General features: G+C 61.1%; 16 protein-coding genes. 8 read left to right on the top strand and 8 right to left on the bottom strand.

Features of this window, described 5'->3' with window-relative positions; translation table 11 throughout:
* Positions 1-411, top strand: a 411-nt coding sequence (locus Q7S58_RS11500) for a hypothetical protein (RefSeq protein ID WP_304825262.1), incomplete at its 5' end; no start/stop codon positions are given.
* 115 nt (positions 412-526) lie between these two features.
* Here the strand turns inward: Q7S58_RS11500 and Q7S58_RS11495 are convergent.
* Together Q7S58_RS11495 and Q7S58_RS11490 are read right to left on the bottom strand one after the other, a co-directional pair.
* A complete protein-coding gene (locus Q7S58_RS11495) occupies positions 527-913 on the bottom strand; it encodes a nuclear transport factor 2 family protein (RefSeq protein ID WP_304825259.1) in 387 nt (128 codons plus the stop codon).
* A 264-nt stretch (positions 914-1,177) separates the two neighbouring features.
* Entirely contained in the window at positions 1,178-1,561 is a 384-nt protein-coding gene (locus Q7S58_RS11490) for a hypothetical protein (RefSeq protein ID WP_304825258.1), read from the bottom strand.
* A 247-nt stretch (positions 1,562-1,808) separates the two neighbouring features.
* Between Q7S58_RS11490 and Q7S58_RS11485 the strand changes: the two genes are divergently transcribed.
* A complete protein-coding gene (locus Q7S58_RS11485) occupies positions 1,809-2,774 on the top strand; it encodes an ADP-ribosylglycohydrolase family protein (protein WP_304825255.1) in 966 nt (321 codons plus the stop codon).
* Between the two features lie 71 nt (positions 2,775-2,845).
* On the opposite strand, the gene Q7S58_RS11480 is transcribed toward Q7S58_RS11485, so the two are convergent.
* Complete coding sequence (locus Q7S58_RS11480; protein ID WP_304825252.1) at positions 2,846-3,490, bottom strand: class I SAM-dependent methyltransferase; 645 nt, start codon at positions 3,488-3,490, stop codon at positions 2,846-2,848.
* A 52-nt stretch (positions 3,491-3,542) separates the two neighbouring features.
* On the opposite strand from Q7S58_RS11480, the gene Q7S58_RS11475 reads away from it, so the two are divergent.
* Complete coding sequence (locus Q7S58_RS11475) at positions 3,543-3,800, top strand: carboxymuconolactone decarboxylase family protein (RefSeq protein ID WP_304825249.1); 258 nt, start codon at positions 3,543-3,545, stop codon at positions 3,798-3,800.
* A gap of 153 nt (positions 3,801-3,953) precedes the next feature.
* Positions 3,954-4,142: a hypothetical protein gene (locus Q7S58_RS11470; RefSeq protein ID WP_304825246.1), complete on the top strand. Its 189-nt coding sequence runs from the start codon at positions 3,954-3,956 to the stop codon at positions 4,140-4,142.
* Between the two features lie 73 nt (positions 4,143-4,215).
* Here Q7S58_RS11470 and Q7S58_RS11465 read toward each other — a convergent pair whose 3' ends face one another.
* From Q7S58_RS11465 to Q7S58_RS11455, 3 genes are all read right to left on the bottom strand, one after another.
* Positions 4,216-5,079, bottom strand: coding sequence for a hypothetical protein (locus Q7S58_RS11465; protein ID WP_304825243.1), 864 nt, complete (start codon positions 5,077-5,079; stop codon positions 4,216-4,218).
* A gap of 205 nt (positions 5,080-5,284) precedes the next feature.
* On the bottom strand, positions 5,285-5,710 hold the full coding sequence (locus Q7S58_RS11460; RefSeq protein WP_304825240.1) for a helix-turn-helix domain-containing protein: 426 nt from the start codon (positions 5,708-5,710) through the stop codon (positions 5,285-5,287).
* Between the two features lie 229 nt (positions 5,711-5,939).
* The gene (locus Q7S58_RS11455; protein WP_304825237.1) at positions 5,940-6,557 is read right to left on the bottom strand and encodes a 2-hydroxychromene-2-carboxylate isomerase; all 618 of its coding nucleotides are present in this window, start codon (positions 6,555-6,557) and stop codon (positions 5,940-5,942) included.
* Positions 6,558-6,705: 148 nt separating this feature from the next.
* Between Q7S58_RS11455 and glgX the strand changes: the two genes are divergently transcribed.
* Positions 6,706-8,829 (top strand): glycogen debranching protein GlgX, encoded by a 2,124-nt coding sequence (gene glgX, locus Q7S58_RS11450; RefSeq protein WP_304825234.1) that lies wholly within the window; start codon positions 6,706-6,708, stop codon positions 8,827-8,829.
* Positions 8,830-9,128: 299 nt separating this feature from the next.
* Here the strand turns inward: glgX and Q7S58_RS11445 are convergent, their stop codons facing one another.
* Entirely contained in the window at positions 9,129-10,865 is a 1,737-nt protein-coding gene (locus Q7S58_RS11445; protein WP_304825232.1) for a CocE/NonD family hydrolase, read from the bottom strand.
* Positions 10,866-10,894: 29 nt separating this feature from the next.
* The gene (locus Q7S58_RS11440) at positions 10,895-12,562 is read right to left on the bottom strand and encodes an FAD-dependent monooxygenase (RefSeq protein WP_304825228.1); all 1,668 of its coding nucleotides are present in this window, start codon (positions 12,560-12,562) and stop codon (positions 10,895-10,897) included.
* Between the two features lie 113 nt (positions 12,563-12,675).
* On the opposite strand from Q7S58_RS11440, the gene Q7S58_RS11435 reads away from it, so the two are divergent.
* The 3 genes from Q7S58_RS11435 to Q7S58_RS11425 all read left to right on the top strand — a co-directional run bounded on the left by Q7S58_RS11435 (position 12,676) and on the right by Q7S58_RS11425 (position 15,487).
* Entirely contained in the window at positions 12,676-13,497 is an 822-nt protein-coding gene (locus Q7S58_RS11435) for a hypothetical protein (protein ID WP_304825225.1), read from the top strand.
* Between the two features lie 198 nt (positions 13,498-13,695).
* A complete protein-coding gene (locus Q7S58_RS11430) occupies positions 13,696-14,499 on the top strand; it encodes an enoyl-CoA hydratase/isomerase family protein (protein WP_304825222.1) in 804 nt (267 codons plus the stop codon).
* A gap of 349 nt (positions 14,500-14,848) precedes the next feature.
* Positions 14,849-15,487: a peroxiredoxin gene (locus Q7S58_RS11425; protein WP_304825219.1), complete on the top strand. Its 639-nt coding sequence runs from the start codon at positions 14,849-14,851 to the stop codon at positions 15,485-15,487.
* The last annotated feature ends 65 nt before the right edge of the window (positions 15,488-15,552 follow it).

The raw sequence follows: 15,552 nt of genomic DNA, 5'->3' as shown, positions 1-15,552 counted from the left end.
GCTTTCCCTTCCCCGCCACTCCTGCTATCGCTCTCCATAGCGTCATCCTCCGGCACCCGCCGCCAAGCGGGCGCGAGTTGTGGCTCAACTCGCCGGATCATGACGCTTTTTTTCTTTTCCACCAACTTCGCGACACTACCGAGACATCGTAACCGTTCTTATCCTCCCGCCAAGCTAATCAACGAGGAATGGACTTTGTTTAGATGGATTCAAGTACAGCTTCTCGCCGGGTTGGACTTCTTTGCTAGCCACGGGCTGGGAGCTCCGTTCAACAGAGAGAATTTGTTTCACGGGTTACTTGACTTGGATTATTTGATTACGGCTGTCGTGGTTGGAGGATTGGCGTCTCGCGAAAAGCAAATGCTGGAACGATTCAGCCTACTCCGTCCAGATGGATTGGTTCTCAAATAGGTTTCCATTTCTGTTGTGTCAAAATACCTTCATGTTCCATTGAGGAATGCGACTTCCCCGTCGAATTTTATTTTCGGACGGGCGAAGTCGCCAAATCTACTTCTCGTGAGTGGTTCTATTCCTTTGGCAGGGGTGAGAAGTGCGCGCTCACGATCTTCCATTGGCCCGCTTCCTTGGCGAACACCAACGTGGTGCGGCCATGAAGCGTCATCGGCTTGCCGTCCTTGGTGATGCCGGTGAAGGTGTCGTATGCGTTGGCGACCGCGGCGCCGTCGTTGATCATGCGGCATGAGAGTTGGCGGAAGCCGAAGTGGGCGCTGGCAAGTCCCGAAAACGCGGGCGTCAGGAAATCGGCGAACTGCTTCTTGTTGTCGAAGCGGTACGGCACGTGATCGAAAACCTCGAGATTCTCCGAAAAGAGATTCACCGCCGCCTTCATGTCCATCTTGTTGAACGCAGCAGCGAGTTCCTGAACCGCGGATTCAATTTCTTTTACGCTCATCGGAATGCTCTCCTTTTTCGAAGTAGTGTTCGGAATTAGTTCTTGCCGCGACGCGGACTCTGGCTCCGCCGATTCTCAGTGCAGAGTATTCCGGGAAACCCAAAACACCCCACTCCGTCCTATTACCAGAAAGCGCACCGATGCTCTAGCAAGAGCCCTCGGTCCGTCCATCTCATGGGTTGCGGGCGCGGAAATACGCGATGCTGCCGAACAGAGTGCTGCCGTATTCCACTTCCGCAGAATCGGCGAAGCCCGCTTTTTCCATCAGCGGTACAACTTGATCTTCGATGCCGTGGTGCCCACCACCCCCGCCTCCACCATTTTTTTTAGGATTTTGGCGCGCCAGGTGAGGACTTGCCGGTTTTGCGCGCTCCGTGACTGAAGAAACCCGCTCGTTGTCCCGCGCAGAAAAGCCGGATAGCTTGGTTGGATGGCAAAGCCCAATACGACAACAGGCAAACGGCGGAGTATCCGCGCGCGAGTGCGTGGTAGCAGTCTGGATTTGCTCGAACGAATCTCTCTTCCCGAAGGAGCCGAGGTTGTGGTCACTCTTTCGGAGCCGGTCGAAGCAGCCGACAGAGACGCGTTGCTTCGCGCAGCAGGGGCTTGGAACGGCATGATCGACGCCGACGAGCTGATCGCGAACATCTACTCCGATCGGCTAGTCGCCCGACCCTCACCCAGCGCCTGATAGGTGCGATATCCAGTCGGACGGGTACCGATTTCCCTCGCACCAAATCTGTTTAGAGATGCTGCTCTCCACCATCGATCAATCCAAAGTAATCGGCAGAAGAGCCGAAGCGCCCAGAGCTGCCCACGGCTGTGTTGTGAGGACGACCGCCGAACCTGCGTCTGCGAAGGTCTGCGGCTGGCGTGGTTTGATGGGAAGCGAACGATGAGTTCTGACCTTTCACCAAGGAGCAGGATTCTCGGCGGACTTTGGGGAGTCGCGGTCGGCGACGCGCTCGGCGTCCCGGTCGAGTTCTGCAGCCGCGGGGAGCGCGATCGCGACCCGGTTACGGATTTGCGCGGCCATGGCACGCACAACCAGCCGCCGGGCACGTGGTCCGACGACACTTCGCTGACCCTTTGCACCGTCGAAACCCTGCTGCGCGCCGGCGAGGATTATCAAGCGCTCGGCCAGTCGTTCGTGCGATGGCTCGACGAGGAGATTTGGACTCCGCATGGCCGCGTCTTCGACGTTGGAAATACGACCGCCTATGCGATTCGACGGCTCTCACGCGGCGTTGATCCGCTCAAGGCTGGCCGTGACGACGATTTTTCCAACGGCAACGGCTCATTAATGCGTATCCTGCCGGTGGCGATCTGGTTCACCGGCCGCGCAGCACCTGAAACGATCGAGGCTGCGCATCGATTTTCCGCCTTGACCCATCGGCACGAGCGCTCGCAAGCCGGTTGCGCCATCTTTTGCCTGATCGCTCAACACCTGATTGCCGGCGCCGGCGCCGCCGCGTCGATCGACAAGGCTTGGAAGATCGCAAAGGCGCATTACCGTGTGGATCCATTTGCTTCGGAATTGCGCACCTACGCTCGAATCGCCTCAGCGGGCAAGCTCAAGAAGCTCGATCAGCGCGATATAAGAGGGTCCGGTTACGTGATCGACGCGTTGGAAGCGAGCCTCTGGTGCCTGCTTAAGTCCAGCAGTTTCGATCAGGCCGTGCTGAGCGCGGTCAATCTCGGCGACGATACCGACACCACCGCCGCGATCACGGGTGCGCTCGCCGGTATCCGCTACGGTGTCGAAGCGATCCCCGCGCATTGGCGAACGCAGCTCGCGAGACACGACGACCTCGACGCGCTCTTCAATGATTTTGTTGCGCGCATCGGAAGCTCCGCATGACGGCGTGGGCCAGTTCGCATCTGCGATCGTAGTGGCGGTCTTTCGCGGACCGAGTCACGGCGGCGCCGAGCTTAGTTGATCGCTTTTCTACAAGCCCGGAAGTACGCGATGCTGCCGAACAGAGTGCTGCCGTATTCCACTTCCGCAGAATCGGCGAAGCCCGCTTTTTCCATCAGCGGTACAACTTGATCCTCGATGCCGTGGTGTCCGCCGTGGAACAGATGTCCCATCGCACGGGCAAAGCCGCTCCGCGCCGGCACGAAATCGACCAGGTGAAGCGACCCGCCCGTTTTAAGCACGCGGCGGATCTCGGCGAGCGTCGCCGATCTCTCCTCATGCGGCAGGTGATGGAACATGAACGACGAGAACACGCGGTCGAACGACGCGCCGGCATACGCCAGGTGATCCGAGAAGCCCTGATCGAACTCGATCCGCACGCCCGATCGTTCCGCCTTCCCCCGCGCGATCGATAGCACCTTCGGATCCGGGTCAAGCCCGACCACCTCCGCGCCCGGATGCGTCTTCTTCAGCATCACCGCGAGCGAGCCGGTGCCGCATCCGATATCGAGCACGCGATGCCCGCCCTGGATTGCAGCCTGCTCGATCAGCTTTCGCCGCGACGCGTCGCCGCCGAGCATCCAGACCATCGTGTCGTACAACGGGAGCATCCAATGCTGTCCCGCGGCCGGGATGTAACTTCGCTCCGAATGTTCCATTGTGCTACCTCATGGTCTGCGGCCGCCTGAAATCGCGCGAGGAGGAACCGTGATGCCATCAAAGAGTACACCTGAGGCATGGGTCAAGCTGCCCGATCCGGAGCAGATGGGCGCCGCCCGCGGCGACGATCATCCGTACAACTTCGGTTACATCCCGGCGATGGGCCGGCTGATCGCGGCGCATCCGCGAATCGGCCCCGCCTTCGGCATGATGTTCGCCACGGTCATGTTCGCGCCGGGGGCGCTCACGCGCGCAGAACGAGAACTCGTCGCGGCCGTCGCCGCATCGGCCCAGGATTGTCACTACTGAACGCAGTCTCACGCAGAGTTTCTGCGTGTCGAAGGCGGCGACGACGCACTGATCGAGGCGATTCGCCATCGCCGCTGGCGTGAGCTGGAACTCGCTGCGCGCACGCGCGAGCTATGCACCGTCGCGGAGAAACTGAGTGCTACGCCGACGCGGATGACGCCCGAAGATTGGGAGCCATTGCGCAAGCTGGGCTTCGACGATCAGGCGCTGCTCGAGGTCGGCCACGTGGTGGGGATTTTCAACTACCTGACGCGGCTCGCCGATGGCTTCGGCTTGCAACTCGACTCCGAAGTCGAGGAGGCGGCGCGCACCGGAATCGCGCTGAAGCGACCGTCGCGATAGGTTCAACGCGCGTCGCGCCGCCGCGGCGGGTCTCGTCGTTAGCTTCAGTGCAGAGTTCGCCGGCGCCCGATCGTCACACGCCCGACGAACGATGCAGCGCGCATCGCAGCTTGAAGAAGTGCGTCATCGAGGTCAGGTATCGCACTCGCCACGCCGCCGGGACCTTGCCCTTGGTCAAATCGAGATTGTAATTGGGCGCAATCAGCAGGTCGTAGGCCTTCTTGATTCGATTGAACAGATCGTCCGAAGAGCCCGACTTGACGCTCGCGATCGCGCCGATCTCCTTCATCTTGTCGAGGCTGTAGGCCGACAACGCCACCAGGCTGTCCGCGAACAGCTCATCCTCTTCGACCAGATGGTTCGAGAAAGCGCCTTCCATGAAAGCGGTCATGGGAGCCTTTTCTCCGACCAGCGAGCCGTAGATGTAATGACCGAGTTCGTGGCCGAACGTAGCGGCGACGGCGCCGGGATGATGCGCGGTGTTCACGAAGATCACGAACTTGCTCGAGTTGCCGAGATTCGCGCGGCAGAAGAATCCCCGCAGCGCGAGGCCCGCGCCCTTGGTGTAACGTTCTGTGCGCACTTCCAGCTCGCGCGGACCGAACATCCGGCCGAGGTGATCGCGCAACTGCTCCCCGTTGTCGAGCATGCTCCTCCACATATCGGTGGAAGAGATGATGTCGTTTTCGACCAGTCGTGCGAGCTCTTTCAGCAGAGGCTTCGCAGGCAGCGCGGGAACTTCCGCATAGTCGGTCGAGAGAACTTTTTTCAGGTCGGCGGCCTGATTGATCAGTCGCGAGCTCATCGATTCGAAGGGCACCTTTATTTCGTCGAGCAATCTCCACACGAGACGATCGACCTCGCGGGTGTCGCGCGCCCTCGGTTCGGGCGACGATCGTCTACTCGCGAACGGGATGGACATCAAGGCAGCGCTCATAGACTCACCATATTGGCAACCTGACCCCTCGTTGGGGAAATAAACCTACTATAACTTCGAGACCTGATGCTACAATCTGTAGGCACCTATTTTCGCTTTGTTTGGGCAAATTTGATGCGGTTTTCTTTCGCTGCGCTCTATTACCGTCGCTTTCCCGGCGTTTGCTCTCCCCGCCAGCCCTGCCCTCTTGCTATCTATAGCTATTTTACGACAGCAATGCCTGCCTTACTGTATTCAAGATGTAAATGAAGTCGCGAGAACTCCTAACCTGGCCCAGCAGCGCGACCTGCGACAACATATGCATTTCCTTGTCGGTGATGCCGTGAGATCGAATCAGGCCAGCGGCCCGGCGGAACTCATCCCACGCCGAATGATCGTGCTGTTGCTCCCGTGGATTGAGCAGTTCCTTCGCACGCGGATTCGCGACGAAGAACAGTTCGCGCCGATCGAAGCCCAGCGCGTCGGCCAGCCGCGTAACGATCTCGTCGGACGGATGCCGCTTGCCCGATTCGAGATGGCCGACGTAGGGCGTCGAAGCTCCAACCTGGCGCGCCACCTGCTCCTGCGTCATATTGGCCTGGCGCCGGCGGCTGCGAATCATCTGACCGAATTTTGCTCTCGATATCGACATCGAAGGCTCCTGTTCGCTTCCTCTAATGCCTCAAGCAGTCGATCGGGCCATCGTGTTGATTCCGACACGTCACAAAGCCGATCGTGCTGCGTTAGCGCTTGCGAACGTATGCTGGGCGCAATCATTTCTCGTTACCTACTTTTTGTCAAGAGAAAAGTTACGAACTGTAGGACGGATTTGACGCCATCTTGATGTGTTATGACGCGCCGGTGCGGCGCCGAGCGGCCCCCTACTTTTTCAGGTACCGCTCGACGAAATCCAGCCGATCCTTGCCCCAGAACATCTCGCCGCCGACGAACGAAGTCGGCGCGCCAAACACGCCGCGCGCGATCGCCTCATCGGTGGCCGCAGCCAGCCCGCGGCGGGTTGAATCGCTGTCTGCGGTATCGAGTATCGCGTCCGCGTCGAAGTCCGCTTGCGCAGCAATCGTGCGCAGCACGGCGCGATCGGCGATGTCCTCATCGCGCTCCCAATAAGCGCGCATGATTGCCTGCGAGATGGCGCCCTTGGCGCGTTCGCACGCATCGACATCCGCGTCGGCGCCGGCCCGATGCCCTGCCGCGAGCACGATTCGCAACGCCGCCGAAGTTTTGATCGGGAAGCGGGTCGGTCGCCTGAACGGCAGTCCGGTGAATTCCGCGTAGCGCTCGTGATCGCGCCAGAGATAGCGCGCCTTCTGCCGCGTCATCGCCATCACGTCGAAGCCGGCGCCGCGAAACAGCGCCGCGAAATGCGTTGGCCGCCAGATGACGAGCGCGCCGGCGCGCTCGCAAATCTCCGGCAGCATGAAGGCCGCGAAGTAGCTGTTGGTGCTCGAGAAATCGAAGTAGAAATCGACTGTCTTCATATGCGTCCGAAACGATCCTATCGCGCACCGCGATCGATCTCACAACCGATTTTACTTATCATTCACGCGCCGCTCAGCATCGAGCGGTTGAAGATCGGCGAGCGGCTTGCCATTAATTTCGTGCTTCGTCGCGACGCGCCCCCATCCGATGCCAAAAAAAAACCATGAACCATTGCCCGGCGCGCATGCCCCACTCGGCGCCACGTGGGACGGCGCGGGAGTCAACTTCGCGATTTTTTCCGAGCATGCGGCCGGCGTGACGCTGTGCCTGTTCGATGACGCCGATGCCGAAACCCGCATCGCGCTCGCCGATCGCATCGAACACGTCTGGCACGCGTATATCGAAGGCCTTCACCCCGGCCAGCGTTACGGCTATCGCGTCGCGGGCGCTTACGATCCTGCCGCCGGGCATCGCTTCAATCCCGCCAAGCTGTTGCTCGATCCATACGCGCGCTTGCTCGATCGCGAACCTGAGTGGAACGAAGCGATGCTCGGATATCGCGTCGGCGCGCGCGGCGCGATCCGCCCGAGCAATGTCGATAGCGCGGCGTCGATGCCGAAATGCGTCGTCACCGATCCGTCCTTCGACTGGGACGCCGACCGCAATCCTCGGACGCCGTGGGCGGACACGATCATCTACGAGGCGCATGTCAAAGGCATGACGGCGTTGCATCCCGAGGTTCCCGCCGAATTGCGCGGGACGTATGCCGGCCTCGCCACGCCAGCGGTGATCGGATATCTCGCGTCGCTCGGCGTAACCGCGATCGAGTTGCTGCCGGTTCATCAGACGGGGCCTGAGCGGATGCTTCATCACGCGGGGCTGAGCAATTACTGGGGCTACAACACGGTTGGATTTTTCGCGCCCGCGATTCGCTTCGCTTCGCCGCGCGAAGAAATTTCGCCGATCGCAGAATTCAAATCGATGGTGCGCGCGTTTCATCGCGCCGGAATCGAGGTGATTCTCGACGTCGTGTACAACCACACCGGCGAGGGCAATCAGACCGGTCCGACGATTTGCTTTCGCGGGATCGACAACGCGGCGTACTACCGGCTGCGCCGCGACGATCGGCGCCTCACCGAGGATTTCACCGGCACCGGCAACTCGCTCAACCTGATTCACCCGCGCGTGCTGCAACTCGTGATGGACAGTCTCCGCTACTGGGTGCTCGAGATGCACGTGGACGGGTTTCGCTTCGATTTGGCGACGACGCTCGCGCGCGGTCCGCAGGGCGAATTCGGCGGGAGCGCGTTCCTTGCCGCGATTGCGCAGGATCCGGTGCTGGCGAAGGTCAAGCTGATCGCCGAGCCGTGGGATATCGGCGAGGGCGGCTACCGCGTCGCGCAGTTTCCGGTCAACTGGAAGGAATGGAACGGCAAGTTCCGCGACTCGGTGCGCGATTTCTGGCGCGGCGCGAGCTACACGATGGGCGAATTCGCCTCGCGCATCACCGGCAGTTCGGATTTGTACCAAGCGGACAGCCGCGCGCCGCAGGCCAGCATCAATTTCGTCTCGGCGCACGACGGCTTCACGCTGGCCGACCTAGTTTCATACAACGAGAAACACAACGAGGCGAATGGCGAGGACAATCACGACGGCGAGAGTCACAATCGCTCATGGAACTGCGGCGTCGAAGGTCCGTCGCACGATCCCGCCGTGCTCGCGACGCGCGAGCAGCAGAAGCGCAACTTCCTCGCCACGCTGATGCTGGCGCAGGGCGTGCCGATGCTACTCGCGGGCGACGAGATCGGCCGCACGCAGAACGGCAACAACAACGCCTACAGCCAGGACAATCGCACCTCGTGGATCGATTGGGCCAGCGCCGATCCGAACCTGCTCGACTTCACCCGCCGCCTGATTCAACTCCGCCGCCGCCATCGGGTGTTTCGCCGCCGCGGATGGTTCACCGGCCGGCCGCCGAAGGGCGCTCGCGTGAAAGACCTCGCATGGTTCCGGCCCGACGGCGCCGAGATGACGGCTGAGGACTGGGGCGTCGGCTATGCAAAGACGCTCGGGATGTTCGTCAACGGCCGCGCCATCAGGGAGCGCAATCGCGACGGCAGCACGCCAAGTGACGACAGCTTCTTCCTGATTTTCAATGCGTACCAGGAGCCGATGGAGTTCCGCCTGCCGGCGCGGAGCTTTGGAAATCGATGGGTCGTGATTCTCGATACCACGCAGCCGACGATGTCAGAGAGCAAGCGGATTCACTCCGGCGGCGAGGAAGTCCACGCCGCCGGCCACTCGACCGTGATCCTGCGGCGATTGCCGTAAATCGCGAACGGATGAGATTGGAAGACCTGAGCCGAGGCTTCTCCTTTTGTCATTCTGAGAGCTTGTGAATTCTTCGGTACCGAGCGAACCGCACCACTTTGTCATTCAGAGCGGAGGCTGCCGTAGCGAAGAATCCCGGATCTTCTCCTGTCGCGCGACGGCTGCACCCTCATCCGCCTCTCTATCGTAGAGGCGATTCGGCCCTTCGGCCCGAAGTCGGCTTCGCGGCTGGCGCGCTTCGGCGACCTCTCCCGCAACAAAGCGGGCGAGGTATTAGGAGGCGCTTCGGCCTTACTTCGCTACCTCCGCGCCGGGATCACAGGTAGCGTCAGGTACGACGCGAAGCTGGCGTCGTGCATCACGGTTTGCATCGCGGGACGCATCTCGGCGTCGGCGAACAAGTCGTGCCCGGTGTTCGGATTGCGATCGAAGCGCGGGAAGTTCGACGAGCTGACCTCGAGCCGAATCCGATGCCCCTGCTTGAACACGTTCGACGTGCTCCACAGGTCGATCTTGAATTCCTCGACGCGGCCGGGCGTGAGCATCGCGGGTGTCGAGCGCGACTGGCGCCATCGCGCGCGGATGATTCCATCCGTCAGATTGATCGCGGCGCCGCACGGGCTTACATCGACCAGCTTCGCGGTGAAGTCGGTGTCGGGCGACGACGACGACGCGTAGAGAGTAAGCTCGATCGGGCCGGTCACTTCGACGTCGGTTGCGAGCGGCTCGGTCGAGTAAACTAGCACGTCGGCGCGATGCTCAACCGCTTGCTGATCGAATGCGCCACCCTGCAACGCGCCCGCATAGCAGCATAGACCGCCGCCGACCGTCGGCACCGGGTCGATCGGATTGTAGAGAAACGTGTCGGCAGGATCGTGGCCGGGTGCGTCGGTCGAGAGCGCGCCGTCGCCGTACAGGCTGTTGGCGCTGCCGCGGCTATGCAGGTAGTAGCGGCGCCATTCGGTGCGCGCAATCGGCCACTCGGTTTCGTCGCGCCACTCGTTGATGCCCATCACGAAGAGGCGCACCGGCGCGTCGTCACCGGCTGGCTTGCCTTTCAGATATTGATCGAAAAAGCGAAGTTGCGCGCCGTCGATGTCCACCGAAATCGGACTCGAGCGAATGCCGAAATCTACTGCGCCGACGAGATTCGAAAACGGCACCGCGTGACTCCACGGCCCGACGATCAGTCGATTGCCGGTGCGCGCCGCACCCGCCGGTCCATGCGATCGCATCCCGCTGAAATTGCGCAGCGTGCCGCCCTGGAAGATGTCGTACCATCCGCCGATATTGAGCGCGGGCACATTAATCTTCGCGTGACTCTCCTCGATCGACAGCGCCTTCCAGTACTGGTCGTAGGCGGGATGCGCGAGCCAATCGAAGAAGTACGGTGCGCCGGCGCGGAACATCGGGAATTCCTTGAGCGGTGCGAACTTCATTTTCTCGCGCATCACGTCGATCGAACTCATGACTGCGCCAAGTTCGCCGATCACCAACGGATTGTCGCCGCGCGCGCGGAGCAACTGCGGCGGCGCGAGCCCCGCCATCGTCCAGCTAACGTTGAAGAACAGCGAAAACGCGCCGCCCTGATAAGTCCAGCCGTCGTGGTAGTCGCTCGCGGTGATCGACGGGACCATCGCTTTGAGACTCGGCGGCGACTCTTTTGCGGCCAGCCATTGCGTGGCGCCCATGTACGACGCGCCGTAAGTGCCGACGCTGCCGTTTGCCCACGCTTGGCGCGCCGCCCATTCGATCGTGTCGTATCCGTCGCGTGGCTCGACTGTGAAACAATCCCACACGCCGTCGGAGGTGAAGCGCCCGCGGCAATCCTGCACCATCACGTTGTAGCCGGCCTCGGCGGCGCGAATCGCGTCCAGCGTGCCGGTGAACACCATCGGCATCGCCTTGTTGTAGGGCGTGCGATTCAGCAGCACGGGCAACTTTTCCGGCGTGTCGGGCCGGAACAAGTCGGCGCGGAGCACGCATCCGTCGCGCATCGGAACTTCGATATTTTTTTCGACGATTATTCGCGCCATCGGTGCACCTCGATTTTATTTGAGCAATACTATTTTAAAATGTTGCCCAGGTTTGCGAGCAGGCTTGCCTGGTCGGGCGGTTGCGCGCGGAAGCCGACGTAGCCGTCGGGACGGATCAGGTAGATGCATCGCGAACCCGCGCCGTATGCGCGATGAATCAGGTGACTCAAGTCGCGAATCAACGTCACGTGCGGATGAGACTGCGGCGCATCGCTCGCATCAATCAGATGCGCGCTCACGTGAGTGCCGAAGCGACCCTTCACGCTGTCGGCGATCGCAAACAAATCGGAAAGATCTCGATCGTCCTCGATGCCGGAAAAAAGCAGCAGATTGAAGTTCGGCCCGCGCATCACTTCGTTCAGGCGGCGCACCTCGCCCGAATCGATCATCGCGTACTCGACGTCGGGCGCGCGATCGCCGGGCGCGGGTCCGTGCGCGAAGTCGTACCATGCGCCAACGCCCGATGCGCCCGCGCGCTGGATGCTTTCGACCAGTCCGCTCCGATGCTCGCTGACGATCGGGCTACGGCGGTAGTTCACCGCAGTCTCTGAAAGCGCGCGGCTCGCGCGATCCTGCACGACTTCGAGCGCCGAGAAAATCGGCGCGAGCCGATCGCGCACCTTCTTCGCAATCGGGCTTCGAAGCGTGATGACTCGCGTCATCATGTCGGTCTCTCTCAAAACTTCGGCCGCGACTGGATGCCGCTCGGCCTGATAGCTCGCGAGCAACTCGGGTTTAGCGTCGCCGTTCGCGACCAGCGCGAGTTTCCACGCGAGATTGTGCGCGTCCTGCAAGCCGGTATTCATCCCCTGCCCGCCCGCGGGACTGTGGATATGCGCCGCATCGCCGCAGAGAAACGCGCGCCCGACATTATATTGCTTCACGCGGCGGCGGCTGATGCTGAAATGAGCGAGCCAGAACGGATCGTGCGCGCGCACGCCACCCCCGATCAGCTTGTCGAGCATCGTTTGCACTTCTGGAAGCGTCGGCGCCGCGTCGCCCTCGGCGGGACCCCGCGTCCCGACGATACGCCAGCGCTGATGCCCCATCGGGAACAGCACCGCCATCTCTTCGTTACCAGCGTACGCATACAATTCGTCGTCGGCTTCGCGGAAATCGAGCAACACGTCGGCGAGCCAGAAACTTTCCTCGTATTGCTCGCCCTCGAACTCGAGGCCAAGCGTGTGACGCACCGTGCTGTGCGCACCGTCGCATCCGGCGAGCCACGCCGAGTGGCATTTTTCCTCGCGCCCGTCGGCGGCTTTAAGCGTCGCGATGACGCCGTCGCCATCCTGTGTGAAACCGCTCAACTCGACGCTGCGCTCGACCTGCACTCCAAGCGACGCAAGATGTTTCGCCAGCATCCGCTCGGTCTCGTTCTGCGGGAGCATCAGCACGAACTGGTAGCGGCTCGGGATTTGATCGAGTGAGACGTGCGCGATGCGCTTGCCGCCGGAGTATGCCGAAATGCCGTGGCCCTTGTGCCCCGCCGCGATCATCTCGTCCGCGATGGCGATGTTGTCGAAAATTTCGAGCGTGCGGGCGTGGATGCCGAGCGCCTTCGACTTGTCGCTCGCCGCGCCGGCCTTGTCGATGATGCGGCACTCGACACCGTGACGAACCAGCTCGCACGCGAGCATCAGGCCAACGGGTCCTGCGCCGACGATAAGTACCGGGATGTCGTATTTTCGATTCATATTTTTCGACGCGGTGCGATTGTGGCGCAAACAACGCGCGGCTATCAAATGGCGACGTCGATTAGATCGTTGGCGCGATCATCGTCGCGTCCATATGATGTGACTCTCCGATTATGCGAACGAGACAGCTTCGGCCGCTTGCGGCGTCGTACATCGCCACCGCGATTTTGTGCGCGATTCTCGTTGCGAGTTCCGCAAGGGCCGCCGCGACCGGCAATCTCAAGCTCGACGTGATGGGCGAGTTGGGCGCCGGCGCGAAAAATCCCGCCCGTCTGATCGAATCGAACGGCAAAGAGGCTGGCCAGGTGCTCCCGGGTGGCACGATCGCGCTGCCGCCGGGCGAATATAAACTCGTGATGCCGATCATCGGCGGCCAGATCACCAAAGATAACGTGACGATCGAAGCCGGGCGCACGCATACGGTGCTGATCACCAACGTCGCGGTGGTGGAAGTCAGCGTGAAGGATCGCACCGGCAAGGATCCCGGCTTCGGCGTGCTCGTAACGACCACCGATCCGCCGCACACCAAAGTCGCGAGCATGCTGACCGGCGACAAGCATCTGTTCGCGCCGAACATGGTGGACGTGCACGTCGATGCGCCGCCGCAGGGCTACGATTGGCACGCGGTCAAACTCGAGCCGGGGCATCGCCAGCGCCTGACGATGGACGAAGTGGTTCCGGCGGAGTTGCTGGTGCAAACGGTGATGTCGAAAATTCCGCTCGACAATTCGACGCGAGTAGTGATTCTGCGCGCCGGCACGCAGAGCAAAGTGATGGAGAGCGGGCCCGCCAGCGAGCATCGATTCAAGCTCGACCCCGGCGACTACGATATCTATGTGGAGAACAAATCCGGCAAGGGCAAGCCGTTCACAACGACGGCGGGGGTGCATCTAGAGTCGGGCGCGAAGGTGGAACGAACGGTCCCGCTGGACTAATAAGAGAGGATAGATGGCAAGCGAAAGGCAGAAGGAAATCAAGCGTCGGCGCAAACGCAAGAAATCGCGGCTGCAAGCGAAGACCCGCGAGTCGCGCCGGCATACCAAGAAAAAGCGGTCGTAACGACCGCATCCAACCTGAGTACGCGCGGGGGCCGGAGCGCCCCGGCGCGCGCCAGAATCCGCACGGAGTCAGCGATGGCATACGAAACGATCCTGTACGATGTCGCAGACGAGATCGCGACGATTACTCTGAATCGCCCGGCCAAGATGAATGCCTACACCGCCACGATGGGCGCGGAGATCACCGACGCGATGCTGCGTGCCGACGCCGACGACAACGCGCGCGTGATCATCATGACTGGCGCCGGCGAGCGCGCGTTCTGCGCCGGCGCCGATATGAGCATGTTCGCTTCGCAGATCAAGGCGCGCGAAACCAAACAGGACCAGGGCGAGCGGGTTCAACACACGCCCTCGATGCCATTCGTAATGCGCAATCTATCCAAGCCGACGATCGCGTCGATTAACGGCTTCGCGCTGGGCGTCGGATGCACGATGACGCTGCTGTGCGACGTTCGAATCGCGTCGGACAACGCCAAGATGGGCGTGATTTTTCCGCGCGTCGGCCTGATGAGCGAGCTCGGCTCGAGCTACCTGATGCCGCGCCTGATCGGACTGTCGCGCACCGCCGAGATGATGCTGACGGGACGCCAGTATCCCGCGTCCGAATGCCTCGCGATGGGCCTAGTCAGCCGGGTCGTGCCGCAGGCGGACCTGGTCGCGACGGCTCACGAACTCGCCGGCGACATGCTGCAATGCTCGCCGACGTCGCTCACATTCACGCGCCGCGCGCTTTACCAAGGACTCGACGGCACCCTCGAGACCGCGATGGCCTTCGAGGGTTTCGCGCTCGAAAAATGCTACGTCAGCCCCGAGCATAAGGAATACGTCTCGGCGTTTTTGGAGAAGCGCAAGCCTGATTTCGGCAAGATCAAGAAATAAGGGCGAGCTTTCGCGAGCCAACGCCGCAGGCGTTCCCGAGGCGGAGCAAAGCGTAGTCGAGGGGCATATCTTTATAAAACGGAGCTTTCGCGAGCCAACGCCGCAGGCGTTCCCGAGGCGGCGCGAAGCCGATTCGGGCCAGAGGGCCGAATCGCTAATCGGTCAGATAGCGGAGTCGAGGGGCATCTCTTAAATGTCGCACCACTTGATTCATTTTTGACGCGCGAATAATGTTCCTCGTAATAGATAACTTACTGAGTCTGATTTATCATCTTAATCAAAACGGGCCGTAGTTGCGGATTAAAATCCGATGCGGATCACGACCAAAAATAAAGGCAGGTGAACTATTATGGGACTACACATCGGAAGCGTCGCGCCAGATTTCACGCAGGAATCGACGGAGGGAACGATCCGGTTCCATGACTGGATCGGCGACAAATGGGCGATTCTATTTTCGCATCCGAAGGATTTCACGCCGGTTTGCACCACTGAACTCGGCACCGTCGCCAAGCTGAAGCCGGAATTCGACAAGCGCAATATCAAGGCGATCGGTGTCAGTGTGGACGACGTCGAGTCGCACAAGAAATGGATCAAGGACATCGAGGAAACGCAGAACGTCAAGCTGAATTTCCCGATCCTCGGCGACGCGGACAAGAAAGTCGCGAAGCTCTACGACATGATCCATCCCGAGTGGAACGACACGCTGACGGTGCGCTCGGTCTTCGTGATCGATAACAACAAGAAGATTCGGCTGACCTTGACCTATCCCGCGAGCACCGGTCGCAACTTCCAGGAAATCCTGCGCTCGATCGATTCGCTGCAACTGACCGACAAGTATTCGGTTGCAACCGGCGCGGATTGGAAGAAGGGCGACGATTGCATCATCGTGCCGTCGCTGCAGGATCCCGAGGTCCTGAAGCAGAAGTTCCCCAAGGGCTACAAGGTGGTGAAGCCGTATCTGCGCATCACGCCATATCCCGGCGACTAATTAGGATATACCCTCGACTACGCTTCGCCGCGCCTCGGGACTCGCTGCGCTCGTGCGTCGCGAAA

The sequence above is a fragment of the Candidatus Binatus sp. genome (assembly GCF_030646925.1).
Lineage (GTDB): Bacteria > Desulfobacterota > Binatia > Binatales > Binataceae > Binatus.
Note: the sequence above shows the minus strand (reverse complement) of the source record. Positions and strands in the feature narration are given on the sequence as shown.

Excerpts from the sequence above, each read along its gene's own strand:
- Q7S58_RS11485 (WP_304825255.1), top strand. The coding sequence starts at position 1,809 with ATGAGTTCTGACCTTTCACCAAGGAGCAGGATTCTCGGCGGACTTTGG.
- Q7S58_RS11435 (WP_304825225.1), top strand. The coding sequence starts at position 12,676 with ATGCGAACGAGACAGCTTCGGCCGCTTGCGGCGTCGTACATCGCCACC.
- Q7S58_RS11445 (WP_304825232.1), bottom strand. The coding sequence starts at position 10,865 with ATGGCGCGAATAATCGTCGAAAAAAATATCGAAGTTCCGATGCGCGAC.
- Q7S58_RS11425 (WP_304825219.1), top strand. The coding sequence starts at position 14,849 with ATGGGACTACACATCGGAAGCGTCGCGCCAGATTTCACGCAGGAATCG.
- Q7S58_RS11475 (WP_304825249.1), top strand. The coding sequence starts at position 3,543 with ATGCCATCAAAGAGTACACCTGAGGCATGGGTCAAGCTGCCCGATCCG.
- Q7S58_RS11465 (WP_304825243.1), bottom strand. The coding sequence starts at position 5,079 with ATGAGCGCTGCCTTGATGTCCATCCCGTTCGCGAGTAGACGATCGTCG.
- Q7S58_RS11440 (WP_304825228.1), bottom strand. The coding sequence starts at position 12,562 with ATGAATCGAAAATACGACATCCCGGTACTTATCGTCGGCGCAGGACCC.
- Q7S58_RS11430 (WP_304825222.1), top strand. The coding sequence starts at position 13,696 with ATGGCATACGAAACGATCCTGTACGATGTCGCAGACGAGATCGCGACG.
- Q7S58_RS11455 (WP_304825237.1), bottom strand. The coding sequence starts at position 6,557 with ATGAAGACAGTCGATTTCTACTTCGATTTCTCGAGCACCAACAGCTAC.
- Q7S58_RS11490 (WP_304825258.1), bottom strand. The coding sequence starts at position 1,561 with ATGTTCGCGATCAGCTCGTCGGCGTCGATCATGCCGTTCCAAGCCCCT.
- Q7S58_RS11470 (WP_304825246.1), top strand. The coding sequence starts at position 3,954 with ATGACGCCCGAAGATTGGGAGCCATTGCGCAAGCTGGGCTTCGACGAT.
- Q7S58_RS11480 (WP_304825252.1), bottom strand. The coding sequence starts at position 3,490 with ATGGAACATTCGGAGCGAAGTTACATCCCGGCCGCGGGACAGCATTGG.
- Q7S58_RS11495 (WP_304825259.1), bottom strand. The coding sequence starts at position 913 with ATGAGCGTAAAAGAAATTGAATCCGCGGTTCAGGAACTCGCTGCTGCG.
- glgX (WP_304825234.1), top strand. The coding sequence starts at position 6,706 with ATGCCAAAAAAAAACCATGAACCATTGCCCGGCGCGCATGCCCCACTC.
- Q7S58_RS11460 (WP_304825240.1), bottom strand. The coding sequence starts at position 5,710 with ATGTCGATATCGAGAGCAAAATTCGGTCAGATGATTCGCAGCCGCCGG.